This window comes from Streptomyces cellostaticus, assembly GCF_001513965.1.
Taxonomy (GTDB): domain Bacteria; phylum Actinomycetota; class Actinomycetes; order Streptomycetales; family Streptomycetaceae; genus Streptomyces; species Streptomyces cellostaticus.
In genome coordinates this window covers 159,287-185,432 of sequence record NZ_KQ948021.1, presented here as the reverse complement: position 1 = coordinate 185,432, position 26,146 = coordinate 159,287, and the positions used below count along the sequence as shown (strand labels likewise).

Sequence of the window (26,146 nt, the reverse complement as noted above, 5' to 3'; positions counted from 1 at the left end):
CGCGGGGCTGTATTCATGTGCGGCTCCGCCGCGTGGGCGCGACCAGCCACATACGGCTCGCACTTTCGAACGGCGCTTGCCAGCGGAGCGCACCGGCACGCCTCTGGCCGCCGTAGATCATCACGTGTTACGAAGAACCATGCCTGCCAACGAGGGAACCCGGACGTACGACGCCGTCATCGTCGGCGGCGGCCACAACGGCCTGGTCGCCGCCGCCTACCTGGCCCGCGCCGGCCGCTCCGTACTGGTGCTGGAGCGACTGGGCCACACCGGCGGCGCCGCCGTCTCCACCCGCCCGTTCGCCGGGGTGGACGCCCGGCTCTCGCGCTACTCCTACCTGGTCAGCCTGCTGCCGGCGAAGATCGTGCGCGATCTCGGACTCGACTTCCAGGTCCGCGGGCGCACCATCTCCTCGTACACCCCGGTGGAGCGCGGCGGACGGCCCACCGGGCTCCTCGTCGGCGGCGGGGAGCAGCGCACCCGGGAGGCCTTCGCCCGGCTGACCGGCTCCGAGCGCGAGTACGAGGCCTGGCAGCGCTTCTACGGTATGACCGGACAGGTCGCCCAGCGCGTCTTCCCGACCCTCACCGAACCCCTGCCCACCCGCGACGAGCTGCGCCGCCGCATCGACGACGAGACCGCCTGGCGGGCGCTGTTCGAGGAACCGATCGGCGTCGCCGTCGAGGAGAACTTCGCCGACGACCTGGTCCGGGGCGTGGTCCTCACCGACGCGCTGATCGGCACCTTCGCCGACGCCCACGACGCCTCCCTGGCCCAGAACCGCTGCTTCCTCTACCACGTCATCGGCGGCGGCACCGGCGCCTGGGACGTGCCCGTCGGCGGCATGGGCGCCCTCACCGACGCCCTGGCCACCGCCGCGCGCACGACGGGCGCGGTCCTCGCGACCGGACACGAGGCGGTCCGCATCGCCACCGACGGGCACACCGCCGAGGTCACCTACCGCACGGCCGACGGCGAGGGAGTGGCCGCCGCCCGGCACGTCCTGGTGAACGCCTCCCCGCAGGAGCTGGCTGCCCTCATGGGGGACCCGTCACCCGAGCCCGCCGAGGGCGCCCAGCTCAAGGTCAACATGCTGCTCACCCGGCTGCCCAGGCTCCGGGACGCCTCCGTCGACCCGCGCGAGGCCTTCGCCGGCACCTTCCACATCGCCGAGGGCTACGACCAGTTGGCCATCGCCCACGCCCAGGCCGCCGCCGGCGAACTCCCCGCCGCGCCGCCCTCGGAGATCTACTGCCACTCCCTGACCGACCCCACCATCCTCGGCCCCGACCTCGCCGGGCGCGGCTACCAGACGCTGACCCTCTTCGGCCTGCACACCCCCGCCCGGCTGTTCGCCCGGGACAACGACGCCGTACGCGAGGAACTGCTGAAGTCCACCCTCGCCCAGCTCGACGCCCACCTCGCCGAACCCCTCACGGACTGCCTGGCCACGGACGCCGACGGCCGCCCCTGCATCGAGGCGAAGACCCCGCTGGACCTCGAACACGACCTGCGCCTGCCCGGCGGCAACATCTTCCACCGCGCCCTGTCCTGGCCGTACGCCCAGGAGGAATCGGGGCGCTGGGGCGTGGAGACCCGGCAGGCCAACGTCCTGCTGTGCGGCGCGGGCGCGGTGCGCGGGGGAGGGGTGAGCGGAGTGCCGGGGCACAACGCGGCCATGGCGGTGCTGGAGGCATAGCGGCCTCGGCGGAGGGCATCAGTCGGCCGAAGCCGTCCACCCCACCGCCTCGATCCGTGCCGCGTCCGCGGGCCGCGCCTCGTCGAAGACGACTTCGCCGTCCGACTCGATGCGCGCTGCGTCGACGTAGGCGCCGCGGCCGACGTACCGCCCGTCGGTGGCGTACCGCCAGCGCACCGTGAGCTGCCGGGCGGCCGGCAGCGCGGCGGTCAGCTGGTGCCAGACGCGACCGGACCAGCCGGTCACCGAACCCGCGGGGTGCTCCTGCGGTTCCTCGCCGCGGCGCTCGGTGGTGAACGGCACCGGCTCCCAGGCGGTGCCGCCGTCCGTGGCGGCCTCCAGGACGAGAACGTCCGAGGAGGGCTCGGTGTCCCACCACAGGGCGCAGCGCAGCCGCGCGGTACCGGGCGAGGTGTCGACCGCGGGCAGGGTGAGGGTCGCGGTCGTGGCGTCGGCGGTTCCGGAGAACCAGGCGGTACGGCCGCGGGCCGGGCGGACCGGTACGGCGCGGGCCAGGTGGGTGCCCGCGGCGACCCGGGGCGCGGACCCGGACCGCCACGTGCGCACCGGATGAACGGAGTTGCCCAGCACGACGAGGAAGGAGTCGGTCGTCGGGTCGAGCACCAGCGAGGTGCCGGTGAACCCGGTGTGGCCCGCGGTGCGCGGGGTGGCCATCGCGCCCATGTACCAGTGCTGGTAGAGCTCGAAGCCGAGACCGTGCTCGTGGCCGGGGAAAGCGGTGTTGAAGTTCGTGAACATCAGGTCCACCGACTCCTGCTCCAGGATCCGCGTACGGCCGTAGGCACCGCCGTTGAGCAGCGTGCGGCCGAGGACCGCGAGGTCCCAGGCGCAGGAGAACACCCCCGCGTGGCCCGCGACCCCGCCGAGGCTGTAGGCGTTCTCGTCGTGCACCTCGCCCCACACGAGCCCGCGGTCCAGCCCCGACCAGGGCGGGCGGGCGTCCTCCGTGGCGGCGATCTCCGGCTGCCAGGACGCGGGCGGGTTGTAGCGGGTGCGGGTGAGGCCGAGCGGGGCGGTGACCTCCTCGTGCAGCAGGGCGTCGAGGGGCCGGCCGGTGATCTTCTCCAGGACGAGCTGGAGGGAGATCAGGTTGAGGTCCGAGTAGAGGTAGGCCGTGCCGGGCGGGTTGAGCGGCGCCTCGTTCCAGATGAGGCGGAGCTTCTCCTCGTACGTCGGCGCACTGTAGAGCGGGATCCAGTCGCGGAACCCCGAGGTGTGGGTGAGGAGCTGACGGATCGTGATCCGCTGCTTGCCGGCCTGTCCGAAGTCAGGGAGGTACGAGGCGACGGTCGCCTCCAGCTCCAGCGTGCCGCGTTCCAGCTGCTGCACGGCGAGCAGCGAGGTGAAGAGCTTGGAGACCGAGGCGAGGTCGAAGACGGTGTCCTCGGCCATCGGGATCTGCCGATCAAGCGGGAACTCGATGCCGGTGTCGGTCCTCTCGTCGTATCCCGCATAGCGCACCGCCATGCCGATCGGCCGGTGCAGGGCCACGGTCCCGCCGCGCCCGGCGAGCAGGACGGCGCCCGCGTACCAGGGATGCTTGGGGGAGGGGCCGAGGAACGTTTCGGCATCGGTGACGAGCCGGCGCAGGTGGTCCGGGACGAGGCCGGCGCGTTCCGCGGAGCCGTGGTGCAGGGTGGGGTGGTGAGCGCCGGGCGCGGCGGCGGCTTCGGCCGGGCCGGCGGGTAAGAGGGCGAGGGCGAGGGCACCGCCCAGGGTCAGGGCGCCCAGTTGACGGCGGGTGAGTCTGACGGCCACCTCATCGGTCATCGTGAAACTGTCCTGTCGGGTGCGGGATGTGTCAATGAGGCGTGCGGGTCCCCCGGAGTGAACATGAATCCGACCGGAATCTGACGGAGCATCAGAAAGACTCTTCCGTCGTCCGGGCGACTGCGGCATCCTGCGCCCATGCAGACGGAGCTGAGCAGGAAACTGGGAGTCGAGCACGCCGTCTTCGGCTTCACGCCGTTCCCCGCCGTCGCCGCGGCCATCAGCCGGGCCGGCGGCTTCGGCGTGCTCGGCGCGGTCCGCTACACCGCCCCCGACGACCTCAAACGGGACCTCGACTGGATCGAGGCGCACGTCGGTGGCCGCCCCTACGGGCTGGACGTGGTGATGCCCGCGAAGAAGGTGGCGGGCGTCTCCGAGGCGGAGGTCGAGGCGATGATCCCCGAGGGGCACCGGCAGTTCGTGCGCGACACGCTCGCCACGTACGGGGTGCCCGAACTGGCCGAGGGCGAGGCCTCCGGGTGGCGCATCACCGGGTGGATGGAACAGGTCGCCCGCACCCAGCTCGACGTCGCCTTCGACTACCCGATCAGGCTGCTCGCCAACGCCCTCGGCTCCCCGCCCGCCGACGTCGTCGCCCGCGCCCACGACCGGAACGTCCTGGTCGCCGCGCTCGCGGGCAGCGCCCGGCACGCCCGCAAGCACCAGGAGGCGGGCATCGACATCGTCGTGGCCCAGGGCTACGAGGCCGGCGGACACACGGGGGAGATCGCCTCCATGGTGCTGACCCCCGAGGTCGTCGAGGCGGTCGATCCACTGCCCGTGCTGGCCGCCGGAGGCATCGGCAGCGGACAGCAGGTGGCGGCCGCCCTCACCCTCGGAGCCCAGGGTGTGTGGCTGGGCTCCATATGGCTGACCACCACAGAAGCCGACCTCCACTCGCCCGCGCTGACCCGCAAGCTCCTCGCCGCCGGGTCCGGCGACACCATCCGCTCCCGCGCCCTGACCGGCAAGCCCGCACGTCAGCTGCGGACCGAGTGGACCGAAGCCTGGGACGACCCGGCCGGGCCCGGCACGCTGCCCATGCCGTTGCAGGGCCTGCTGGTCGCCGAGGCGGTCTCCCGCATCCAGAAGTACGAGGTCGAGTCTCTGCTCGGCACGCCGGTCGGCCAGATCGTCGGCCGGATGACCAGCGAGCGCAGCGTCCAGGCCGTCTTCGACGACCTCACCCGCGGCTTCGAGCAGGCCGTCGACCGCATCAACCGCATCGCCGGAAGGAGCGGCCCGTCGTGAGCACACCCCCCGCCGGCTTCTGGGCCCAGGCCGCCCAGGATCCCGACCGCACGGTCCTGATCGCCCCCGACGGCGAGCAGTGGACCGCCGGACGGCTGCACGCCGCCGCCAACCGGCTCGTTCACGGGCTGCGCGCGGCGGGCCTCGAGCGCGGCGACGCCTTCGCCGTCGTCCTGCCCAACGGCGTCGAGTTCTTCACCGCCCATCTGGCCGCCACCCAGGCCGGGTTCTACCTCGTCCCGGTCAACCACCACCTGGTCGGGCCCGAGATAGCCTGGATCGTCGCTGACTCCGGCGCCAAGGTGCTCATCGCCCACGAGCGCTTCGCCGCATCGGCCCGCCAGGCCGCCGACGAGGCCGGTCTGCCGCCCGCCCACCGCTATGCGGTAGGCGCGGTCGAGGGCTTCCGGCCGTACGCCGAACTCCTCGACGGACAGCCCGAGTCGGCGCCCGCCGAACGCACGCTCGGCTGGGTCATGAACTACACCTCCGGCACGACGGGACGCCCGCGCGGCATCCGCCGTCCGCTGCCCGGCAAGCCCCCCGAGGAGGCCTACCTCGGCGGCTTCCTCGTCATCTTCGGCATCCGGCCCTTCGACGACAACGTCCACCTCGTCTGCTCGCCGCTCTACCACACGGCCGTCCTCCAGTTCGCGAGCGCGTCCCTGCACCTCGGCCACCACCTGGTGCTCATGGACAAGTGGACACCCGAGGAGATGCTCCGCCTCATCGACACCCACAGGTGCACCCACACCCATATGGTCCCGACCCAGTTCCACCGCCTGCTGGCGCTCCCGGGCGAGGTACGGGACCGGTACGACGTCTCGTCCATGCGGCACGCCATCCACGGCGCCGCCCCCTGCCCGGACCATGTGAAGCGAGCCATGATCGACTGGTGGGGGCACTGTGTGGAGGAGTACTACGCGGCCAGCGAGGGCGGCGGAGCCTTCGCCACCGCCGAGGACTGGCTGAAGAAGCCCGGCACGGTGGGCAAGGCCTGGCCCATCAGCGAACTCGCGGTCTTCGACGACGACGGCAACCGGCTCCCGCCCGGCCGCCTGGGCACCGTCTACATGAAGATGAGCACCGGCGGGTTCTCGTACCACAAGGACGAGACCAAGACCCGCAAGAACCGCATCGGCGACTTCTTCACCGTCGGCGACCTCGGCTACCTGGACGAGGACGGCTACCTCTTCCTCCGCGACCGCAAGATCGACATGATCATCTCCGGCGGGGTCAACATCTACCCGGCCGAGATCGAGTCCGTGCTGCTCGCCCACCCCGCCGTCGCCGACGCCGCCGCCTTCGGCATCCCGCACGACGACTGGGGCGAGGAGGTCAAGGCCGTCGTGGAACCGGCCCCGGGCCACGAACCCGGACCGGACCTGGCCGCCGTCCTCCTCGCCCACTGCTCCGGACAACTCGCCGGCTACAAGCGCCCCAAGAGCATCGACTTCATCGCCGACATGCCCCGCGACCCCAACGGGAAGCTGTACAAGCGACGACTGCGAGAGCCGTACTGGGAGGGACGGACGCGCCCCGTGTGACGGGGGCGCCGTCGCTCATGGCCGGGGGCGGGGGAAGGTCTCCAGGGCTCTGGCGAGGTCGGCCGCATCAGTGCCGATCTTGCGGTAGACGGAGGCGAGCAGGTGCCGCACGCCTTGTTCGGTGAGGCGCAGTTGCTTCGCGACCACAGCCACCGGGTGGCCCTGGGCCGTCAGTTCGGCGGTCCGGCGTTCCTGGGCCGTGAGCGTGTCCGTCTGTGCGTAGCGCAGGGGCAGTGGTCGCAGCCCGGCTGCCGAGAGCTCTTCCCGGGCCCGGCCGGCCAAGGCCTCGGCACCGCAGTGGACGGCGCCTTCCAGACCCTGGTAGAGCCGGTCCGCGGCCTCCTGGAGCCGGCCGTGCCGCGACAGCGCGGCGCCGTGGCCGACCAGGGCACGGGCCAACTCGTACGAGGCGGGTGACCGTTCCAGGTGTTCCACGGCCTCCGTGTACAGGTCGAGCGCGGCCGGTCCGCCGGTCACCTCGGCCTCGGTGTGGAGCGCCTGGCCGATCGCGGAGGCCGCACCGAAATCCCGGGCCCGCTTGACGGCTTCCCGGGCGAGCGAGACCGCCCGGTCGGGGGCGCTGGAGGCGACGGCGGACGCGAGGCTCAGCTGCCAGCGGCACCAGGCGGGATTGCGCCAGGCCCGGCCCTCCAGCCAGTCCCCGACGGCGGACAACAGGCGCTCCGCCTCGGCGTGCCGCCCCTCCGCCAGAAGCAGTTCGGCGTACACGGTGCGGGGATCGGGGTAGATGACGGCGTTCGGGACGACTTCACCGTAGCGGTAGGTGTCCGCGAGCTGTCGCGCGTCGGTGGTGCGCCCACGGGCCAGCAGGGTCTGGATGAGGATGCCGATGGCGAACCACTGGGCGGGTACCGCCCCTTCCACCTTGTCGGCGGTGCGCAGGCCCTCCCGTGCCAGGTCCTCCGCGTCGGCCAGGCAGCCGCGACGGTAGCGGATGTAGCCGAAGAGGGTCTGGCCGAGGGCCAGGTGGGAGCCGCGCCAACCCTTCCGCTCGCACTCCCGCATACCCTTGGTGAACAGTTCCTCGGCCCGTCGTGGCTGGTCGCAGTACATGAAGACCAGGGCGACGGAGACGGGCACCTCGAAGCCCCTGTTCTCCTCGGTCCAGCTCATTCCGCTGCGCAGGGCCTTCTCGGCACACGCGAGGACGGTCTGCCGCGGCTCGCCGCGCACCACGGCGTCCCAGGCCCGCAGGCCCAGGATGTACCGCTCCTCCAGACTGCGGCCGGTCAGTCGCTCGGCCAGCCGGGAAAGCCTGCGCGAGCGGGCGGGGGCGTCGGGCTCGTCGGTGCGGAACGCGCTCCAGACGAAATGATCGGCCTGCATGCGCAGTCGGACGCGGGGATGGGCGGTCTGGTGCGCCTCCTCGCCGGCCACGGTCGCCGCCTCGGCCAGCTGGTCGGTGTGGGCCAGCGCCTGCGTCAGCCGGTAGACGATGGAGGCACGAAGTTCGGGATCGACGCCGGGCTGAGCCAGCGCCTCCCGGAGATGGGTGACCGTGGCGGTGGGTTCGATCAGAAAGGTCGAACCCGCGAGCTCGTGGAGAAGCGCGGCACGGTCCTCCGTCGCCGGGGGCTCCTGCAGCGCACGGGCCAGGACCCGCCGGGCGGCTTCCGGGGCCCCGGCGCGCAGGTACTCGCGGGCGGCCTCGCGCAGGCATTCGACGACCTCAGGCCGGCCCTCGCAGGGGACCTCCAACAGATGCCGGGCGGCCGCCGTGGGGCCGAGCCCCGCCGCATGGACGGCCTGAGCGGCTGCGTCGTGCATGCCGACCCGCAGGTGCGAAGGGATGGAGCGGTAGATCGTCGTGGCGATCAGCGGGTGAGCGAACTCGAGGCCCCCGGGGCCGGGGCTGTCGGCCAGGAACCGGCCGACACGCAACCGCTCGGCCGCCTCGGCGGCTTCCTCACTGCCGACCACGGCGATGGTGGCCGCGAGCTCCAGTGAAGCGGGCGCACCGAGTACGGCCGTTGCGTACGCGAAGCGGACCGTGGTCGTGCCCAGCCGGCGAAGACGCTCGAGCAGACCGGGGCCTTTGACGGCAGCGGCGACGTTCCGCATCGCGGGCAACTCGTCCTGCCTGCCCTTCAGATTCTGCTCGCCGAGCCCGATGGCGAGTTCGACCGCCTCGAACGGGTTCCCGCCGGTGACCGTCCGGCATTCTTCGCAGAAGTCGTCCTCGGCTAGGTCTCCCACTTCATCTCTGACGATCCGCGCCACGGCGGTGGCGCTCAGCGGCGCCAGAGTGTGCGGACGGTTCCCGTGCCGTGCCACGAGAGCGCGGAAAGCGGCGGCCTCGGGCGGCAGTTCGTCGGGCCGGTAGGCGACCACGATGAGGAGCGGAAGGTCCGCGGCCCGTGACGCGAAGGAGGTGAGCCAGCTGAGGGATTCGACATCGGCCCAGTGCAGATCGTCCAGGAGCAGGACGACGGGCGCCTTCTGCACCGCGAGGCGCGTCATCACCCAGTCGAGGCCGTCCCGCACTCCCGTCGGGTCGGGGGCATGGGCGGTGTCCGACGCCTCGAGACCGAGCGCGACGGCGACGATCTCGTACCAACTTCCCAGGAAGGTACGTGCCTCTTCGCCCATCGACGCCAGAGCGGGCTGGACGAGCTGGCGCACCACGCGGAACGCCAGTTCCTGTTCGTTCTCGCCGCCCCGGCCCGACAGCACCGTGAATCCGTGGGCCGTGGCGCGGGTGCGCGCCTCGGCCATGAGCGCCGACTTTCCCAGCCCGGCCGGCCCGGTGAAGGCGAGCAGCCCGCCGGGCAACGTCCGCGGCACGCCGTCGGTCGCGTGGCGAAGGTCCGACAATGCAGCGTCGAGCGCCTGGAGTTCCCGGTCACGCTCGAGCAAGGGGCAGGACTCGGTGATCGATTGCCGTGACCCATGCGCCATGTGCCCTACCGCTTCCTGTCGTTGATCCTCGGAGGACAGCGCGAGCGTACGCCCGTGGTGCACACCCGATGGCCGTAATGAGATACGAACATCGCACGGAAGAAGGAAACATCCACTGGATCGGTTCGTGTGCCCGACCTTTGGGTAATGAGGCTCGAATGACTCCCTCTCGGGAGCGGGGCTGCGACAAGGAGTGGTAGCGGGTGTTCCCGAATGCTGTGCGCCCGCCGCGCGGCACGGGCGGGAGCACAGCGTGCTCAGAGAAGAGCGGGGGCCACCGCCGTGTCCGCGTAGCGCGGCACCGTACGGGACCAGTGGTAGCACCCGCGGATCCAGTTGATCATGCCGTCCACGTAGCCGACTCCGGCAGGGCTCAACTGCGGTTTGGTCTCCGCACAGTGCCTCTGGAACTCGTGGATCGTGTCGTTGATCTGCTGGATGGCCAGCATGACCGCCACCGGCAGCGAGCATCGGTGTGTGCGCTGGTGGGCGAGGGCCAGATTGATCAGCCCGCCCGTCCGCTGTTCCTTCACCGCGGAAAACAGGTCTGCCGTCCAAACCGCTGCATCGGCCGACAGACGCATCAGCCGCCGCATCGCGGGGTGATAGAGGTCCTCGGGAGGCAGTTCGCAGTGTTGCGCCGCCTCGTACAGCGGGCAGAACGGCTCGACGCCCGCGGTGAGCGAACGTATCGAGTTGGACAGGTCGATGGGTACGGGGAAGCGGTCGCTCTGGGCCACCGCCTCGTACAGCAGGCCGTGGACGTACTCGCGGCTCAGCCATGCCCATCGCGCGGCCTGTGCCGGTGTGCATCGTTCCTGGACCTGCCGATGAAGATCGGCGAGGGCCGCCCCCAACGGGGTGCTGGGCGGTTTGCCGTCCCGCAGGATCGCGATGCTCTCGGTCAGCATGGGCAGCAGCCGGCCCGGCGACCGTCGGCCGAACTCTTCCGCCTGGTCGTCGAAGATGAACTGGTAGGCGACTTGGTTGGCCACCATCTGGAGGATGTCCGAGTCCACGGTCGGGCTGTTGTAGGACGCGAGCACGGCCGGCCGGGTATAGGCGATCATCGCCGCCACACCCGGTTCGTCGGTCAGCCCTCGCGCGCGCAACCACGCGTCGACGCCGGCGACCGCTTCGGCTTCGTGCGGATTGCTCTGGAAGGCGAAGGGCATGTAGAGGTGGGCTTCGATCAGTTCCTTCAGACTGGAGGCCCGGGTTCCCTCCTGTGCGGCGAGCGTGATTTCCTCATGCGTCGTCGACACCGTTCTCACCTGCCGTTCGGGAAGGCTGTACGCGGGATGCCGGAGTTGCTCCAGGTGCGCGAGAACCCGTGCCAGGCGTGCCGACCGGCACACGCACACGCGGCTCGCAGATCATCACGAGTGACCTGGGCCCCAGCGTCGCCCCGGGACGGGGTGGTTCGACGGGACCCGGCACATGGCGCAGACGCCAGCGGCCGGCGACGGTGGCGAGGGCGATGGTGACCTCGGCCATGGCGAACGTGTCGCCGATGCATTTGCGGCTGCCCGCGGCGAACGGGATCAGCGCACCGTGTGGTCCGGCGGCGACCCGGCCCGGCAGCCAGCGGTCGGGGAGGAAGCGATCGGCGTCGGGGAAGCACGCGGGATCGTGGTGCAGCAGGTAGGGGCTGTACAGAACGATGGCCCCCCGGGGGAGACGGCACCCGGCGAGTTCCGTTTCCTCGGTGGTCACGCGGGTGAAGAGCCAGCCCGGCGGTGAGTGGCGTAATGTCTCGGTGACGACGGCTCGGGTGTGGACGAGGCGCGAGAGGTCGTCGGGACCGGGCCGCTGCCGTCCGGCGAGAACGGCATCGACCTCGGCGTGCAGGCGGCGCTCCGCCTCCGGGTTCTGTGCCAGCAGGCTGAAGGCGGACGCCAGGCACAGGGCGGTGGTCTCGGCTCCGGCGAGCAGGAGCGAGACGAGCTGATCGTGGACCTCCTGTTCCGTGAGCGCCGGTCCTGCGCCGTTGCCGTCCGTCGCCTCGAGCAGAGTCCCCAGCAGGTCGTCGCGGGGAACGCCCCGACGCCGCTCGGCTATGGCCGCGGTGATGATCGCGTGAGTGCGTTCGACCGCCCACCGGTAACGGCGGTTCGCGCGCGTGGGAACACGAAACAGGGCGTCGATCGGGACGGCGGTGCGGATGAACAGGCCGTGGACGATGGCGGCGAGACACTGCCGTACCTCGGCGGCCGTCTCGGTGTCCAGCGAGTCGGAGAAGAGGACGCGGCTGATCACCCGCGTCGTCAACGCCATCATGGCCGCGCTGATGTCGACCTGCCGGCCGGCCTGCCACTCGCGGCACACCGCCTCGGCTTCCTCACCCATCAGGTCCGCCTGCTCGGTGAGGCGGGAAGGGCGGAAGGCGGGCTGCAACAGCCTGCGCTGCCGCCGGTGGTCCTGGTGAGGGCACGTGACAAGGCCGTTGCCCATCAGGATCCGGAGCCTGTCGAACAGCGGACCCCCTTTGTCGAAGGTGCGCGTGTCCTTGAGCATCCGGGAGACCAACTCCGGGTGACACACCATCCAGGCCCGCTGTGGACCCAGGCGTATTTCGACCAGATCCCCATACGAGGGTAAAGAATTCAGAAAAGCCAGCGGGCGACGGTACAAGGCGATACCGTGGCCGACTAATGGGAATATGCCTGGCGCAGTACCCACCCGCCAAGTGCGTTCTTGTTCAGGCACAGCACGACTCATCGGATCCCCCTGCCTCATGCGACACTCGAAATTTGGTGAATGATGCACTGACTTGGCGTCTGAGTCATGTACTGCCCAGTTCGGCCCGGTGTTGGTTGCCGTGAATCCTTTCTGCAGGGGGGCGCACGGGAGCACAGAGAAGCACAAGCAGTATTTGGCGAACAGCCGTTGATATTCCGAGCTGTGGCGGGGCGTCCATGAGAGCGGCGACCCGCGACGCTCGGCCTGCCCTTCTTGACCTCCGTGGGCGTCGGACAGAGGATCATGTGTCATGACGCAGGGACACGGCAGCACGGTCGACGGGGTGCTGCGGCGCAGTGCCCGGCGAACCCCGGCGCGCGTGGCGCTGGAGTACGGCGAACGCACCTGGACGTACGAAGAACTCGACGCCGCCGTCTCCCACGCGGCGGGCCTCCTCCTCACCGAGGGGCTCAGCCCCGGCGACCGCGTCGGCACCTACGGCCACAACTCCGACGCCTACCTGATCGCCTTCCTCGCCTGCGCCCGCGCGGGTCTGGTCCATGTGCCGGTCAACCAGAACCTGACCGGCGACGACCTGGCGTACATCGTCGGCCAGTCGGGCAGCGCGCTGGTCCTCGCCGACCCGGACCTCGCCGGTCGCCTGCCCGAGCAGGTACGGGTGCTGCCGCTGCGGGACACCGAGGACTCCTTCCTCGCCGGGCTCGCGCAGGCGCCGCCGTACGACGGGCCCGAACCGCGCACCGAGGACCTGGTGCAGCTGCTGTACACGTCCGGCACCACCGCCCTGCCCAAGGGGGCGATGATGACCCACCGGGCCTTGGTGCACGAGTACTTGAGCGCGATCACGGCCCTCGACCTGAGCGCCGGCGACCGGCCCGTGCACGCGCTGCCGCTCTACCACTCGGCACAGATGCACGTGTTCCTGCTGCCGTACCTCGCGGTCGGCGCGACCAACATCATCCTGGACGCGCCCGACGGGGACCGCCTCTTCGACCTGATCGAAGCGGGCCGCGTGGACAGTCTGTTCGCGCCGCCCACCGTGTGGATCGGCCTGGCCAACCGGCCCGACTTCGCCGCGCGGGACCTGGACGGCCTGCGCAAGGCCTACTACGGCGCCTCGATCATGCCCGTGCCGGTGCTCCAGCGGCTGCGCGAACGCCTGCCCGAGCTGGCCTTCTTCAACTGCTTCGGGCAGAGCGAGATCGGCCCCCTGGCCACGGTGCTCGGGCCCGACGAGCACGAGGGCCGGCTGGACTCCTGCGGCCGGACCGTCCTGTTCGTGGACGCGCGAGTGGTCGACGAGCGGGGCGAGGACGTGCCCGACGGGACGCCCGGCGAAATCGTCTACCGCTCCCCGCAGTTGTGCGAGGGCTACTGGAACAAGCCCGAGGAGACCGCCGAGGCGTTCCGCGACGGCTGGTTCCACTCGGGCGACCTCGCGGTGCGCGACACGGACGGCTACTTCACGATCGTGGACCGGGTGAAGGACGTCATCAACTCCGGTGGCGTGCTGGTGGCTTCCCGTCAGGTGGAGGACGCTCTCTACCCCCATGAGTCCGTCGCCGAGGCCGCCGTGATCGGCCTGCCCGACGAGCGGTGGATCGAGGCTGTCACGGCGGTCGTCGTCGCCCGCGGCGAGGTGACGGAGGATCAGCTCATCGCCCACGTGAGGGAGAAGCTCACTTCCTTCAAGGCGCCCAAGCGGGTGCTGTTCGTGGACGAGCTGCCGCGCAACGCCAGCGGGAAGATCCTCAAGCGCGAACTGCGGGACCGGTTCAGCGGGTAGGCAGCAGGGCCTCGGCGAGCAGCCGCCACTGCGGCAGCGCCGATGCGCCCGGCTCTCCACCGATCACCTGCACCGCCACGTGGTCGGCGCCCGCCTCGGCGTGGCCGTGCAGCTTCCGCACGACGGTGTCCGGATCGCCCCAGAACACCAGGTCGTCCACCAGCCGGTCGCTGCCGCCGCCCGAGAAGTCGTCGTCCGTGTAGCCGAGCCTGCGGAACTTCGCCGGCATGTTCGGCACGCCGTTCGCCGGGCGGGCCGTCGACCGCAGGGGACCGGACGCGGTCAGCCTCTGGTGTCTGCTCGGGGTCGCCGGCCCGGCGGGCGTGCTGACACTCGGCGGGTGGGGCGGTGCGGCCGGGCTGGTCGCGCCGGCCGGCGGCATGGTGCTGCTCGACGTGGCGGTGCAGTGCGGCCAAGTCGCCGACCAGGCACGCAACTTCGCTCTCCGCCCCGAGGTGCGGGCGCGGATCAACACCGCGTACATGACGTGCGCGTTCATCGGGGGCAGCGTGGGGTCCTGGTGGCTCGGGGTGCGGGCCTACGACCGGTTCGGCCGGCCCGGAGTGACCGGCCTGGTGGCGCCGGCGTCCGTGATCGCCCTCGCCCGGCACCTGACCCGGGGCCGTACGGCGCCCGAGGATGCCGAAGCCCCCCAGGGCGCCGTACCGGCCAGGCCTGTGCCGTGAGACCTAGTGTGGCCGCAGGTCCACGATCCGGCGGATCTTGCCCACGGACCGCTCCAGCGTCTCCGGCTCCACGATCTCCACGTTCACCGACACGCCGACGCCGTCCTTCACGGCCGCGGCGATGGAGAGGGCCGCCGCCTCCCGCTGCTCGGGCGTGGCGCCGGGGCGGGCCTCGGCGCGTACCGTGAGTGCGTCGAGGCGGCCCTCCCGGGTGAGGCGCAGCTGGAAGTGCGGGGCCACGCCAGGGGTGCGCAGCACGATCTCCTCGATCTGGGTCGGGAACAGGTTGACCCCGCGCAGGATCACCATGTCGTCACTGCGCCCGGTGACCTTCTCCATCCGCCGGAACACGCGGGCCGTGCCGGGCAGCAGCCGGGTCAGGTCCCGCGTCCGGTACCGGACGATCGGCATGGCCTCCTTGGTGAGCGAGGTGAACACCAGCTCGCCCCGCTCGCCCTCCGGCAGCACCTCGCCCGTGATCGGGTCGACCACCTCCGGATAGAAGTGGTCCTCCCACACATGGAGACCGTCCTTGGTCTCGACACACTCCTGGGCGACCCCCGGACCGATCACCTCGGACAGCCCGTAGATGTCGACGGCGTCGATCGCGAACCGCTCCTCGATCTCGCGCCGCATCTGCTCGGTCCAGGGCTCGGCCCCGAAGATGCCCACCCGCAGCGAGGTGCCGCGCGGGTCCACGCCCTGCCGTTCGAACTCGTCCAGCAGCGTGAGCATGTACGACGGCGTGACCATGATGACGCCGGGTTCGAGATCCCGGATCAGCTGGACCTGGCGGGCCGTCATACCGCCGGACGCGGGGATGACCGTACAGCCCAGGCGCTCGGCACCATAGTGAGCGCCCAGCCCCCCGGTGAACAGCCCATAGCCGTAGGCCACATGGACGGTGTCGCCGGGTCGGCCGCCCGCCGCCCGGATCGACCGGGCCACCATCTCGGCCCACATCGAAAGGTCGTTGTCCGTGTAGCCGACCACCGTGGGCAGGCCCGTGGTGCCGCTGGAGGCATGGAGACGGCGGATGCGTTCACGGGGCACGGCGAACATGGCGTACGGGTAGTGCTCCCGCAGGTCGGCCTTGGTGGTGAATGGGAAGTGCACCAGGTCGGCGAGCGAACGGCAGTCCTGCGGGCGGACACCGGCCTTGTCGAAGGAGTCCCGGTAGAAGGGCACATGGTCATAGGCGTGCCGCAGCGAGGCACGCAGCCGCTCCAGCTGGAGCGCCCGCAGCTCCTCGGGCCCGAGCTTCTCGCCCGCGTCGAGCAGGTCCGTCGCATCCGCCATCGGGACTTCTCCCTCGCCAGCCGCACATTCCGGACGACCGATCATTCGGTCGCTCTGTTCGTGGCCAGTAATTCAGTCCATCCGGCTCCAGGCAAGAGGGCTGCTCGGATTTTCCCGTCCGGCCTCCCACAGACTGAGCCCATGGAGCTACGACGGGAACTGCTGCCCCCGGCCGTGCCGGCCGGGCGACTGGCGGAGCTGGGCGAGGAGATCTTGCGGATCGAGAGGCTCCTGTACGAGGACGGGGAGGCCGGGCGTCGGGCGGTCGACGCCTTCAACGCGGCGACCGGGAACGCGTACGAGCCGTCGGCCTTCCTGAGCCGGGCCGCGGCGTGCGACCTGGAGGAGTTCGCCCTCCAGGCCGCTCGGCCTGCGTGGCCGCGCGTCCCGGACATCACTCGTGAGGAACTGACCGAGATCGTCCGCCGGGTCGTTTCGGGATACGCATCGGGAGATCCCGACGCCGACTACTACCTGCTGGTGTTGCGGACCAACGTCGCCCACCCCCGCGCCGCCGACCTGCTCTTCCACCCGCCCGCCCGCCTCGTGGACGCCCCGCCGGAGCGGATCGTGGAGGAGTTGTCGGCCTACCGGCCCATCGCCCTGTGAGCGCAAAGGCGTTGCGGCCCGGCGGGACGGACCCGGATGATCAACCGCATGCCGACCTTCACCACAGTCGACGGAACCCGGCTCGCCTACCACCTCCGGGGTGAGGGCGAGCCCCTTGCCGTGCTGCCCGGTGGGCCCATGCGGGCCTCCGCCTACCTCGGCGACCTGGGCGGGCTCACCGCACACCGCCGCCTGGCCCTGCTCGACCTGAGGGGCACCGGGGACTCCGCGCCGGCGGCCGACCCGGAGACGTACCGCTGTGACCGGTTGGTGGACGACGTGGAGATGTGGCGCGCCCACATGGGCCTGGAGCACATGGACCTGCTCGCGCACTCGGCGGCCGGCAGTCTGGCGATGCTCTATGCGGCCCGCTATCCCCACCGGGTACGGCGCCTGGTGCTGATCACCCCCAATCCCTCGGCCCTCGGCATGCGGACGACGCCCGAGGACCGGCTGGCCGCGGCCCGGCTGCGGGCCGGCGAGCCGTGGTTCGCGGAGGCGTTTGCCTCCTTCCAGGCGTGGCTGGCGGGCGAGGCCGACTTCGACGACGTCTTCATGCCGTTCTACTACGGCCGTTGGGACGCCGCCGCCCGCGCGCATGACGCGGCCGCGGACGAGCAGACCAACGACGAGGCGGCCGACCGGTACTTCGGCGAGGGCGCCTTCACCCCGGACGCCACGCGCGCCGCGCTCGCCACCCTCACCGCCTCGGTCCTGGTGTATGCGGGCGGAGTCGACGGCGGCCCCCGCCCCGACCTCGCCCGCCGCGTCGCCGAGGCCTTCCCGAACGCCGAGTCGACCGTCCAGCCCGGCGCCGGCCACTACCCCTGGCTGGACGACCCGGAACACTTCGTCCGCCACACCCTCGCCTTCCTCGACAGGGACCCGGACGCCGCTCTGCCGTCGGCAGAGTAGGCAGCCGGGGACAGGGCTGCGCGGTTAGCGTGCCCGGCATGGACACCACACTCCTGCACACCGTCGAGGCGAACGGCATCACCCTGGCCTGCCGCACCTGGGGTCCCGAGGACGCCCCGCCCGTCCTGCTGCTGCACTGCCGGGGCGCCGACGGCGCGGACTGGACCCCGATCGCCGAAAGGCTGGCCGCACCCCCGGGCCCGCACCGGGTGTACGCCCCCGACCTGCGCGGCCACGGACGCAGCGCCTGGCCCGGCGACTACTCGTTCGAGGCGATGAGTGACGACATCCGCGCCCTGCTGGCCGTCCTGGGCGTCGACAGCGCCGATGTCGTGGGCCATTCCCTGGGCGGCATCGTCGCGATCCTGCTGGCCCAGCGCCATCCCGGGGTCGTACGACGTCTGGTGCTGGAGGACGTGTACGTGCCCGCGCCCCCCGACCCGCCCCGGCCGCCCACCGAACGGCCCGAGGGGGAGCTGCCGTTCGACTGGGCGATGGTGCGGGCCACCGACGAGCAGCGCAACGCGCCCGATCCTGTGTGGTGGGACCACATGGACCGGATCACCATGCCCGCACTGGTCATGGGGGGCGGTCCCACCAGCCACATTCCCCAGCACCTGATCGCACAGCTGCCGGAGGTGATCCCGGACGCCCGGCTGGTGACCGTCGACGCCGGGCACCTGGTGCACGAGACCCGCCCGGAGGAGTTCCTCGCCGTACTGGAGACGTTCCTCGACCGGTGAACCCCGCGTCTACCGGTCCGCGGCCACCGCCACCTCCCGCGCCCACCGGTAGTCCGCCTTGCCGCTCGGGGACCGCTGGATGGAGTCCGTGATCACCAGCTGGCGCGGGATCTTGTATCCGGCCAGCCGGGCACGGCAATGGTTCTGGATGTCGGTCAGCGACGGCCGCCGCGCGCCCTCGCGCAGCTGCACCACGGCCGCCACATGGTTGCCCCACGTGGCGTCCGGGACCCCGGCGACCAGCGCGTCGTACACGTCCGGATGTGCCTTGAGCGCCTGCTCGACCTCCTCCGGGTACACCTTCTCGCCCCCGGTGTTGATGCACTGCGAGCCCCGGCCGAGGACGGTGACCACGCCCTCCTCGTCCACCGTCGCCATGTCGCCGAGCAGCACCCAGCGCTGCCCGTCCTTCTCGAAGAACGTTTCCGCGGTCTTGCGCACGTCGTTGTAGTAGCCGAGCGGCACATGGCCGCACTGGGCGACCCGGCCGATGTCGCCCACGGCGACCGGCTCGTAGGTCGCCGGATCCACCACCTGGGTCCGGGAGTTGACCCGGATGCGGAAGCCCCGCTCGGGTCCCGAGTCCTGCGTCGCCGTCCCGTTGAAGCCCGATTCGGAGGAGCCGAAGTTGTTCAGCAGCATGGCGTTCGGGACCAGCTCCCGGAACTGCCGGCTTACGGTCTCCGACATGACCGCGCCCGACGAGGAGACGCTGAACAGCGCCGAGCAGTCCGTGCCCTTCATCGGCCCGCCGAGCGCGTCGATCAGCGGCCGGAGCATCGCGTCGCCGACCAGGGACATGCTGGTGACCTTCTCCTGCTCGACGGTCCGCAGCACCTCCTCCGGCACGAACCTGCGGTGCAGTACGACCCGCTGGCCGAAGTTGAAGCCGATGAACGCGGTGAGGGTGGACGTGCCGTGCATCAGCGGGGGAGTGGGGAAGAAGGTGATCCCCGACCCGCCCGCCGCGACCCGCCCGGCCAGCTCCTGAGGCGTCTTCACCGGCTCGCCCGTCGGCGCCCCGCCGCCCAGACCCGCGAAGAACAGATCCTCCTGACGCCACATCACCCCCTTGGGCATGCCGGTCGTGCCGCCGGTGTAGATGATGAACTGGTCGTCGCCCGACCGGGCAGGGAAGCCCCGCTCGGCCGACCCGGACGCCTCGGCCTGAGCGAACGGGACGGCGCCGGGCACCGCTGCCGGCCCGCCCACCCGCAGCAGATGCCGCAGCTTCGGCGCGCGGGGCAGCGCCGCGGCCACCCGGTCGCCGAACTCCGCGTCGAAGACGAGCGCGGCCAGATCCGCGTCCTGATAGAGGTAGACCAACTCCTCCTCGATATAGCGGTAGTTGACGTTGACCGGCACGATGCGCGCCTTGAGGCAGCCGAGGACCGTCTGCAGGTATTCGACACCGTTGTACAGGTGGAGGCCCAGGTGCTCCCCGGGCCGAATCCCGCTGTCGATCAGGTGGTGGGCGATGCGGTTGGCGGCCGCGTCCAGCTCCGCGTACGTCAGGCGGCGTTCCGCGCCGGTGCCGGGATGGTCGAGGTACACGAGGGCCTCGCGGTCCGGTACCACGTCGACGACCGACTCGAACAGATCGGCAAGGTTGTACTCCACCGTTCCTCCTGACCTCTGGCGGCCTGGCGATCCACCGGTTCGCCGGTCATCAGAGCAAAGGGCGCCGCAACTGTGAAGGGTCCGCGCAAGGAAATCTGACTGACTGTCAGAAAACCCTTGAAGTGGCCGACCTCCTACTGCAACCTGTTCTCGTTCTTACCGAGGGGAGATGGGCAATGGGTGGGACGGAACACCTCACCGTGCAGCGCGTAGGCGCCACTTCGGTGCTGACGCTCAACAGGCCCGAAGCGAAGAACGCGCTCTCGCTTCCCATGCTCGTCGGCCTGTACGACGGCTGGATCGAGGCCGACGAGGATGACGCGATCCGCTCGATCGTGCTCACCGGGGCCGGGGGTGCCTTCTGCGCAGGCATGGACCTCAAGGCGCTGGCCGGGGGCGGCATGGCAGGGCAGCACTACCGCGACCGGCTCAAGGCCGATCCCGACCTGCACTGGAAGGCCATGCTGCGCCACCACCGCCCCCGCAAACCGGTGATCGCCGCTGTCGAGGGGTACTGCGTGGCCGGCGGCACCGAGATCCTCCAGGGCACCGACATCCGGGTCGCGGGCGAGTCCGCGACCTTCGGCCTGTTCGAGGTCAGGCGCGGCCTGTTCCCGATCGGCGGCTCGACCGTTCGGCTCCAGCGCCAGATCCCGCGCACCCACGCCCTGGAGATGCTGCTCACCGGGCGGCCGTACAGCGCTCCGGAGGCCGCCGCCATCGGGCTGATCGGACACGTCGTGCCCGACGGCACCGCGCTCGCCGAGGCACTGGAGATCGCCGAGCTGATCAACGCCTGCGGACCGCTCGCCGTGGAAGCCGTCAAAGCGTCGGTGTACGAGACCGCCGAGCTGACCGAGACCGACGGACTCGCCGCCGAACTCACCCGCGGCTGGCCGGTCTTCGACACCGCCGACGCCAAGGAGGGCGCCCGCGCCTTCGCGGAGAAGCGGCCCCCCGTCTACAAGCGCGCGTAACGCTCCGCTGGAGGTGCGGTTCGGACCCTGCGGGCTGTGCGTGGCTGGTCGCGCAGTTCCCCGCGCCCCTTTGGGGCGCGACCTCACCGACCTCGCTCGAAGGAGGCAAGTTTCCGATGCCCGAAGTCCTCAAAGCCCCGCTCGTCGTCGAGTTCCCCTTCACCCGCTCCCTCGGCCCCGTCCAGAGCGCCTTTCTCACCGGTCTGCGCGAACGCGTCGTCCTCGGGGTGAAGACCACCGACGGCCGTACCCTCGTCCCGCCCGTGGAGTACGACCCCGTCACCGCCGAGGAGATCCGCGACCTCGTCGAGGTCGCTCCCACGGGCACGGTCACCACCTGGGCCTGGAACCACGAGCCCCGCCGCGGCCAGCCCCTCGCCGGTCCCTTCGCCTGGGTCCTGGTCAGGCTCGACGGCGCCGACACCGCCCTGCTGCACGCCCTCGACGTGCCCGGCCCCGACGCCGTGCACACCGGCATGCGGGTGCGGATCCGGTGGGCCGAAGAACGCACCGGCGCCATCACCGACATCGCCTGCTTCGAACCGTACGACGGCGAACCCGACCAACCGGGCGGCCACACGGGCGAGTTCGAGAATCCTCTCACCGGGATTGTCGCCCCAGCCCGGCTCGACTACACCTACTCGCCCGGCCGAGCCCAGTCCGACTACATCAACGCCCTCTCCGCACAGCGAACCGTCGGCGAGCGCTGCCCCTCCTGCCGCAAGGTGTACGTCCCGCCGAGGGGTGCCTGCCCCACATGTGGCGTGGCCACATGGGAACAGGTCGAGGTGGGCCCCCGGGGCACAGTGACCACCTACTGCATCGTCAACATCAAGGCTGCGCATACGGCGAATCTCGACATCGAGGTGCCGTACGTCTACGCACACATCGCCCTCGACGGCGCGGACCTCGCCCTGCACGCCCGGATCGGCGGCATCCCCTACGACGAGGTGCGCATGGGCCTGAGGGTCGAGCCGGTGTGGACGCAAGGAGCGCGCCACCCCGATCACTACCGGCCCACCGGCGAACCCGACGCCGACTACGACACCTACAAGGAGCTGCTGTGACACGGGAGATCGCGGTCGTCGCCTTCGCCCAGACCGACCACCGGCGCTCCACCGAGGAGTCCTCCGAGGTCGAGATGCTCATGCCGGTGCTGCACGATGTCCTGGACCGGACCGGCCTCAAGACCGCCGACATCGGCTTCACCTGCTCCGGCTCCAGCGACTACCTCGCCGGCCGCGCCTTCTCCTTCACCCTCGCCCTCGACGGCGTCGGCGCCTGGCCGCCGATCGCCGAGTCCCACGTGGAGATGGACGGCGCCTGGGCGCTGTACGAGGCGTGGACCAAGCTGCTCACGGGAGACGCCGACACCGCGCTCGTGTACTCCTACGGCAAGTGCTCACCGGGCTCGGTACGGGACGTCCTGACCCGGCAGCTCGACCCGTACTACGTGGCGCCCCTCTGGCCCGACTCCGTGGCCCTGGCCGCCCTCCAGGCACAGGCCCTCATCGACGCCGGGGACACCGACGAGGCCGCCCTCGCCGCCGTCGGCGCCCGCAGCAGGGCCGATGCCACCGCCAACCCCCACGCACAGCTCACCGGCCGGGTGCCCCAGGGCGACTACGTCGTACGCCCCCTGCGCACCGGCGACTGCCCGCCCATCGGCGACGGCGCCGCCGCCGTGATCCTCGCGGCGGGGGAGCGGGCCCGGGAACTGTGCGAGCGGCCCGCCTGGATCCGCGGCATCGACCACCGCATCGAGGCCCACGCCCTGGGCGTGCGCGACCTCACCGACTCGCCGTCCGCCCGGCTGGCCGCCGAGAAGGCCGGCGCCTTCGAACGACCCGTCGACACCGCCGAGTTGCACGCCCCCTTCACCGCGCAGGAGGTCGTGCTGCGCAAGGCGCTCCGGCTCGACGGCAGCGTCCGCGTCAACCCCTCCGGCGGTGCCCTCGCCGCCCATCCGGTCATGGCCGCCGGACTCATCCGCATCGGCGAGGCCGCCGCCCGCATCCACCGCGGCGCGTCCGACCGGGCCCTCGCCCACGCCACCTCCGGCCCCTGCCTGCAACAGAACCTGGTCGCCGTACTCGAAGGGGATCCACGATGAGCAAGGAGCCCGTGGCCGTCGTAGGCATCGGCCAGACCAAACACGTGGCCGCCCGCCGGGACGTGTCGATCGCCGGACTCGTCCGTGAGGCCGCCGGGCGGGCCCTCCAGGACGCCGAGTTGACCTGGGCCGACGTCGACGCCGTCGTCATCGGCAAGGCGCCCGACTTTTTCGAGGGCGTGATGATGCCCGAGCTGTACCTCGCCGACGCCCTCGGCGCGGTGGGCAAACCCATGTTGCGGGTGCACACCGCCGGCTCGGTCGGCGGCTCCACCGCCCTCGTCGCCGCGGGCCTGGTCGCCGCCCGCGTCCACGGCACCGTCCTCACCCTCGCCTTCGAAAAACAGTCCGAGTCCAACGCCATGTGGGGCCTGTCCCTGCCGATCCCCTTCCAGCAGCCCCTGCTCGCCGGGGCGGGCGGCTTCTTCGCCCCGCACGTGCGCGCCTACATGCGGCGCAGCGGCGCCCCCGACACCGTCGGCTCCCTCGTCGCCTACAAGGACCGGCGCAACGCCCTGAAGAACCCCTACGCCCACCTCCACGAGCACGACATCACCCTGGAGAAGGTCCAGGCCTCGCCCATGCTGTGGGACCCGATCCGCTACTCCGAGACCTGCCCGTCCTCCGACGGCGCCTGCGCCATGGTCCTCACCGACCGGGCCGGAGCCGCCCGCGCGCCCCGGCCGCCCGCCTGGATGCTCGGCGGCGCCATGCGCAGCGAACCGACCCTCTTCGCCGGCAAGGACTTCGTCTCCCCGCAGGCCGGCAAGGACTGCGCCGCCGACGTCTACCGCCAGGCCGGCATCGCCGACCCGCGCCGGGACATCGACGCCGTCGAGATGTACGTGCCGTTCTCCTGGTACGAGCCGATGTGGCTGGAGAACCTCGGCTTCGCCGAGGCGGGCGAGGGCTGGAAGCTCACCGAGTCCGGGGTGACCGAACTGTACGGCGACCTGCCCGTCAACATGTCGGGCGGTGTGCTGTCCGCCAACCCCATCGGCGCCTCCGGCATGATCCGCTTCGCCGAGGCCGCCCTCCAGGTGCGCGGCCAGGCCGGGGAACACCAGGTGGACGGCGCCCGGAAGGTGCTCGGGCACGCCTACGGCGGCGGTTCGCAGTTCTTCTCCATGTGGCTCGTGGGATCACAGCCCCCCGAGAGCTGAAAGGTCCTCCTGACACGGCCTGTCCGCCGTCGGAACCGCTCGCTAGGCTGACCGCGGACGACGAACCGGGAGGAGCACGGACGTGGCCGAGACCACCACCCAGCAGCAGCCGCTCGTGGGCTGGGACAAGCCGGAGCTGGACCTCAGCAAGGCCGAGTGGCAGTCCAGCAGCCGAGGGCTGGGCGATGTCCAGATCGCCTTTGTCGAGGGATTCATCGCGATGCGCAACAGCGGCAGCCCGCAAAGCCCTTCCCTGATCTTCACCCCGGCGGAATGGGGCGCCTTCGTCTCCGGCGCACGGGAAGGCGAGTTCGACCTGACCTGAGAGCCCTCGCCTCCGGCGCGCCGGGTGTCTCAGGCCGGTATCGGGAGCCGATCCGGGGGTGTTCCGAGCGGATTTCCGGACACGCGATCAACAGCGCCCTGCCGGGGCCCACGCCTGAGCGAGGCTGGCCCCGGCACAGGGAAGGTCGTGTTCCGGAGGTCAGGAAGATGAGCAGTGCGCCGGTCATCGCCGCGGTCGACGGTTCCGAGGACAGCCGGCGGGCCCTGGAATGGGCCCTGGACGCCGCCCGCCGTCGCGCGGCCGAGCTGCGGGTGGTGCACGTACGGCAGTACGCCGCCTGGGGGCAGGCCGACGTGCTGGTCGCCGGGCCGCCCGACGCGGAGGGCGACCCGGTGCTCGACGAGGTGCGCGCACTGCTGCGGGATCGCGTCGAGCACGGGGACACGCCGGCCGTGGAGTACGTCGCCCTGGAGGGCGTACCGGGTGCGGTGCTGCCCGAACTCGGCGCGGACGCCCAGCTGCTGGTCCTCGGCTCACGCGGCCGCGGCGGCTTCGCCAGCCTGCTCCTCGGCTCCAACGGCCTGGCCGCCGCACGCGACGCCGCCTGCCCCGTGGTCGTCGTGCCCCGGCCCGACCGCGAGGTACAGGGGGACGGGCCCGCCGAGCCCGGGCCGCGGGTGGTCGTCGGCGTGCACGTCGACAGTCCCGACGAGGCCGCCCTCGGCTTCGCCTTCACCGAGGCCGCCCTGCGCGAGGCCCGCGTCCAGGTGATCGCCGCCTACCCCTGGCCGGTGCAGACCTGGTCCGCGCCCGGCCAGCTGGTGCCGCCGCAGACCGACCAGGGCGCCGTCGAGAACGAGACCCGGTCCCTCGCCGACGGCTTCCTCACCCCGCACCGCAAGCGACACCCCGACGTGCGCGCCGACGTGGAGGCCCTGCCGGGAGATGCGGCCGGTCACCTCGTCGCCGCGTCCAAGGACGCCGACCTGGTCGTCGTCGGCCGCCACCGGCGGCGCCTGCTCGCCCCCACCCGCATGATGGGCTCGGTCACCCAGGCCGTCCTGCTGCACGCGGCGAGCCCGATTGCGGTGGTGCCGCCGGCGCCGTCGGCAGAGGCCGGGGAATCCGCCCACTGACCTCCTGTCAAAGCGGCGGTCAGGGGTGTGGTCAGGACCGCAACATCCCCCCGAAGACAGGCAGATTGCGGACGACGGTCCAGACGATGAGCGTGATGATGGCCGCGCGAGCCCGCCAAGCGGGGAGGACCCGCCCACGGGTCCTCCCTGTGACGATGCGCAGCCATACGACGGCGGCACAGGGCAGGAAAGCGACGAAGAGCAGGTTGTAGTCGATCGCGGCCATCAGATGGCCGTGCGTGAGCTGGTGCAGCGCCCGCAGGCTGCCGCAACCCGGACAGTCGAAACCCGTGAGGGCTCGGAACGGACAGCGAGGGTATCGACCGGGGCGGGCAGGATCCACGAGTGCCGTGACGCAGGCGCCGATAGCGAGGAGCCCGGCTGCGAGCCAGGCGTCGCGGCGAATTCTGCCGTCGGGGCGCGCGTTCGTCATCCGGTCAGGGCCGATCGAGTGCATTCACGGCGCCGGCATGGAAGTGGTCGTGGAAGAGGTGGACATGCCGATGGCGATCATGATCACCCAGAAGAGCACACCGGCCAGCAGACTCACGACAACGTAGAGCCGGGCTTTCTGCGATGCCTTGGCTGCTCCCGCGAAGTCACCCACACTGCTCTTGGACGAGACCTGCGACGAGAAGACGATGGCGGCGATTCCGGTCGGCAGGAAGCAGAAGAGCGTGACGAGGACGGCAGGCACCAGGTATGTCTGGGGAGTGGTCGTGGGGCTTGGATATGGGCTCTGCCACCCCTGTTGGTGGAACGGCGGCTGCCACTGCGGTGGTGGTGGGGGCTGCTGCTGAATCGGAGGGACGGGAGGCGGCTGCCAAGGAGTGGCCGGTCCCCAGTCCTCATCATCGGGCGGCGGCGGTTGGTTTTTTTCTGACATGGCGCCTTCCTCCGGTT

23 protein-coding genes are annotated in these 26,146 nt (G+C 71.2%); 14 read left to right on the top strand and 9 right to left on the bottom strand.

Annotation, left to right across the window (positions count from 1 at the left end; translation table 11 throughout):
- Positions 1-139 precede the first annotated feature (139 nt).
- A complete protein-coding gene (locus AQI88_RS15800) occupies positions 140-1,699 on the top strand; it encodes a phytoene desaturase family protein (protein WP_066998621.1) in 1,560 nt (519 codons plus the stop codon).
- Between the two features lie 18 nt (positions 1,700-1,717).
- Here AQI88_RS15800 and AQI88_RS15795 read toward each other — a convergent pair whose 3' ends face one another.
- Entirely contained in the window at positions 1,718-3,490 is a 1,773-nt protein-coding gene (locus tag AQI88_RS15795; protein ID WP_066998618.1) for a serine hydrolase domain-containing protein, read from the bottom strand.
- 138 nt (positions 3,491-3,628) lie between these two features.
- Between AQI88_RS15795 and AQI88_RS15790 the strand changes: the two genes are divergently transcribed.
- Both AQI88_RS15790 and AQI88_RS15785 read left to right on the top strand, forming a co-directional pair.
- Positions 3,629-4,741, top strand: coding sequence for an NAD(P)H-dependent flavin oxidoreductase (locus tag AQI88_RS15790; RefSeq protein ID WP_066998615.1), 1,113 nt, complete (start codon positions 3,629-3,631; stop codon positions 4,739-4,741).
- Positions 4,738-6,288, top strand: coding sequence for an acyl-CoA synthetase (locus AQI88_RS15785; protein ID WP_066998612.1), 1,551 nt, complete (start codon positions 4,738-4,740; stop codon positions 6,286-6,288). The genes AQI88_RS15790 and AQI88_RS15785 overlap by 4 nt, the downstream gene beginning before the upstream one ends.
- Before the next feature lie 15 nt (positions 6,289-6,303).
- Here AQI88_RS15785 and AQI88_RS15780 read toward each other — a convergent pair whose 3' ends face one another.
- The 3 genes from AQI88_RS15780 to AQI88_RS15770 all read right to left on the bottom strand — a co-directional run bounded on the left by AQI88_RS15780 (position 6,304) and on the right by AQI88_RS15770 (position 11,928).
- Positions 6,304-9,207, bottom strand: coding sequence for an ATP-binding protein (locus AQI88_RS15780; RefSeq protein WP_066998609.1), 2,904 nt, complete (start codon positions 9,205-9,207; stop codon positions 6,304-6,306).
- 257 nt (positions 9,208-9,464) lie between these two features.
- Positions 9,465-10,472 (bottom strand): (-)-alpha-amorphene synthase, encoded by a 1,008-nt coding sequence (locus tag AQI88_RS15775; RefSeq protein WP_066998606.1) that lies wholly within the window; start codon positions 10,470-10,472, stop codon positions 9,465-9,467.
- Positions 10,456-11,928: a cytochrome P450 gene (locus AQI88_RS15770; RefSeq protein WP_079057591.1), complete on the bottom strand. Its 1,473-nt coding sequence runs from the start codon at positions 11,926-11,928 to the stop codon at positions 10,456-10,458. The genes AQI88_RS15775 and AQI88_RS15770 overlap by 17 nt, the downstream gene beginning before the upstream one ends.
- 271 nt (positions 11,929-12,199) lie before the next feature.
- Between AQI88_RS15770 and AQI88_RS15765 the strand changes: the two genes are divergently transcribed.
- The gene (locus AQI88_RS15765) at positions 12,200-13,696 is read left to right on the top strand and encodes an acyl-CoA synthetase (RefSeq protein WP_066998600.1); all 1,497 of its coding nucleotides are present in this window, start codon (positions 12,200-12,202) and stop codon (positions 13,694-13,696) included.
- On the opposite strand, the gene AQI88_RS15760 is transcribed toward AQI88_RS15765, so the two are convergent.
- Positions 13,686-13,925 (bottom strand): LLM class oxidoreductase, encoded by a 240-nt coding sequence (locus tag AQI88_RS15760; RefSeq protein ID WP_066998597.1) that lies wholly within the window; start codon positions 13,923-13,925, stop codon positions 13,686-13,688. The two genes, AQI88_RS15765 and AQI88_RS15760, sit on opposite strands and share 11 nt — an antisense overlap.
- Here AQI88_RS15760 and AQI88_RS15755 point away from each other — a divergent pair.
- The gene (locus AQI88_RS15755) at positions 13,924-14,382 is read left to right on the top strand and encodes an MFS transporter (protein WP_066998594.1); all 459 of its coding nucleotides are present in this window, start codon (positions 13,924-13,926) and stop codon (positions 14,380-14,382) included. The two genes, AQI88_RS15760 and AQI88_RS15755, sit on opposite strands and share 2 nt — an antisense overlap.
- 3 nt (positions 14,383-14,385) lie before the next feature.
- Here AQI88_RS15755 and paaK read toward each other — a convergent pair whose 3' ends face one another.
- Positions 14,386-15,681 (bottom strand): phenylacetate--CoA ligase PaaK, encoded by a 1,296-nt coding sequence (gene paaK, locus AQI88_RS15750; protein WP_066998591.1) that lies wholly within the window; start codon positions 15,679-15,681, stop codon positions 14,386-14,388.
- Positions 15,682-15,822: 141 nt separating this feature from the next.
- Between paaK and AQI88_RS15745 the strand changes: the two genes are divergently transcribed.
- Genes AQI88_RS15745 through AQI88_RS15735 form a run of 3 tightly spaced genes read left to right on the top strand, consistent with a single transcriptional unit; the run spans position 15,823 to position 17,948 of the window.
- The gene (locus tag AQI88_RS15745; RefSeq protein ID WP_066998588.1) at positions 15,823-16,290 is read left to right on the top strand and encodes a bacteriocin immunity protein; all 468 of its coding nucleotides are present in this window, start codon (positions 15,823-15,825) and stop codon (positions 16,288-16,290) included.
- 48 nt (positions 16,291-16,338) lie between these two features.
- Positions 16,339-17,205: an alpha/beta fold hydrolase gene (locus AQI88_RS15740; protein ID WP_208615795.1), complete on the top strand. Its 867-nt coding sequence runs from the start codon at positions 16,339-16,341 to the stop codon at positions 17,203-17,205.
- A gap of 38 nt (positions 17,206-17,243) precedes the next feature.
- A complete protein-coding gene (locus tag AQI88_RS15735; RefSeq protein WP_066998582.1) occupies positions 17,244-17,948 on the top strand; it encodes an alpha/beta fold hydrolase in 705 nt (234 codons plus the stop codon).
- Between the two features lie 9 nt (positions 17,949-17,957).
- Here the strand turns inward: AQI88_RS15735 and AQI88_RS15730 are convergent, their stop codons facing one another.
- Positions 17,958-19,568: an acyl-CoA synthetase gene (locus AQI88_RS15730; protein ID WP_066998579.1), complete on the bottom strand. Its 1,611-nt coding sequence runs from the start codon at positions 19,566-19,568 to the stop codon at positions 17,958-17,960.
- Between the two features lie 176 nt (positions 19,569-19,744).
- Here AQI88_RS15730 and AQI88_RS15725 point away from each other — a divergent pair, with 176 nt between their 5' ends.
- The 6 genes from AQI88_RS15725 to AQI88_RS15700 all read left to right on the top strand — a co-directional run bounded on the left by AQI88_RS15725 (position 19,745) and on the right by AQI88_RS15700 (position 25,243).
- Positions 19,745-20,545: a crotonase/enoyl-CoA hydratase family protein gene (locus AQI88_RS15725; protein ID WP_066998576.1), complete on the top strand. Its 801-nt coding sequence runs from the start codon at positions 19,745-19,747 to the stop codon at positions 20,543-20,545.
- A 116-nt stretch (positions 20,546-20,661) separates the two neighbouring features.
- Positions 20,662-21,612: a Zn-ribbon domain-containing OB-fold protein gene (locus AQI88_RS15720; protein WP_066998573.1), complete on the top strand. Its 951-nt coding sequence runs from the start codon at positions 20,662-20,664 to the stop codon at positions 21,610-21,612.
- Positions 21,609-22,658, top strand: coding sequence for a thiolase domain-containing protein (locus tag AQI88_RS15715; protein ID WP_066998570.1), 1,050 nt, complete (start codon positions 21,609-21,611; stop codon positions 22,656-22,658). The genes AQI88_RS15720 and AQI88_RS15715 overlap by 4 nt, the downstream gene beginning before the upstream one ends.
- Positions 22,655-23,821, top strand: a complete 1,167-nt coding sequence (locus AQI88_RS15710; RefSeq protein WP_066998567.1) for a thiolase domain-containing protein — start codon at positions 22,655-22,657, stop codon at positions 23,819-23,821. Before AQI88_RS15715 ends, AQI88_RS15710 begins: the two co-directional genes overlap by 4 nt.
- A gap of 82 nt (positions 23,822-23,903) precedes the next feature.
- Entirely contained in the window at positions 23,904-24,146 is a 243-nt protein-coding gene (locus tag AQI88_RS15705; RefSeq protein ID WP_066998564.1) for a DUF397 domain-containing protein, read from the top strand.
- A gap of 167 nt (positions 24,147-24,313) precedes the next feature.
- Positions 24,314-25,243 (top strand): universal stress protein, encoded by a 930-nt coding sequence (locus AQI88_RS15700; RefSeq protein WP_066998561.1) that lies wholly within the window; start codon positions 24,314-24,316, stop codon positions 25,241-25,243.
- Positions 25,244-25,274: 31 nt separating this feature from the next.
- Here the strand turns inward: AQI88_RS15700 and AQI88_RS15695 are convergent, their stop codons facing one another.
- A complete protein-coding gene (locus AQI88_RS15695) occupies positions 25,275-25,676 on the bottom strand; it encodes a DUF2752 domain-containing protein (RefSeq protein WP_107118577.1) in 402 nt (133 codons plus the stop codon).
- Between the two features lie 24 nt (positions 25,677-25,700).
- Entirely contained in the window at positions 25,701-26,129 is a 429-nt protein-coding gene (locus AQI88_RS48475; RefSeq protein ID WP_079057590.1) for a CD225/dispanin family protein, read from the bottom strand.
- Positions 26,130-26,146: the final 17 nt, after the last annotated feature.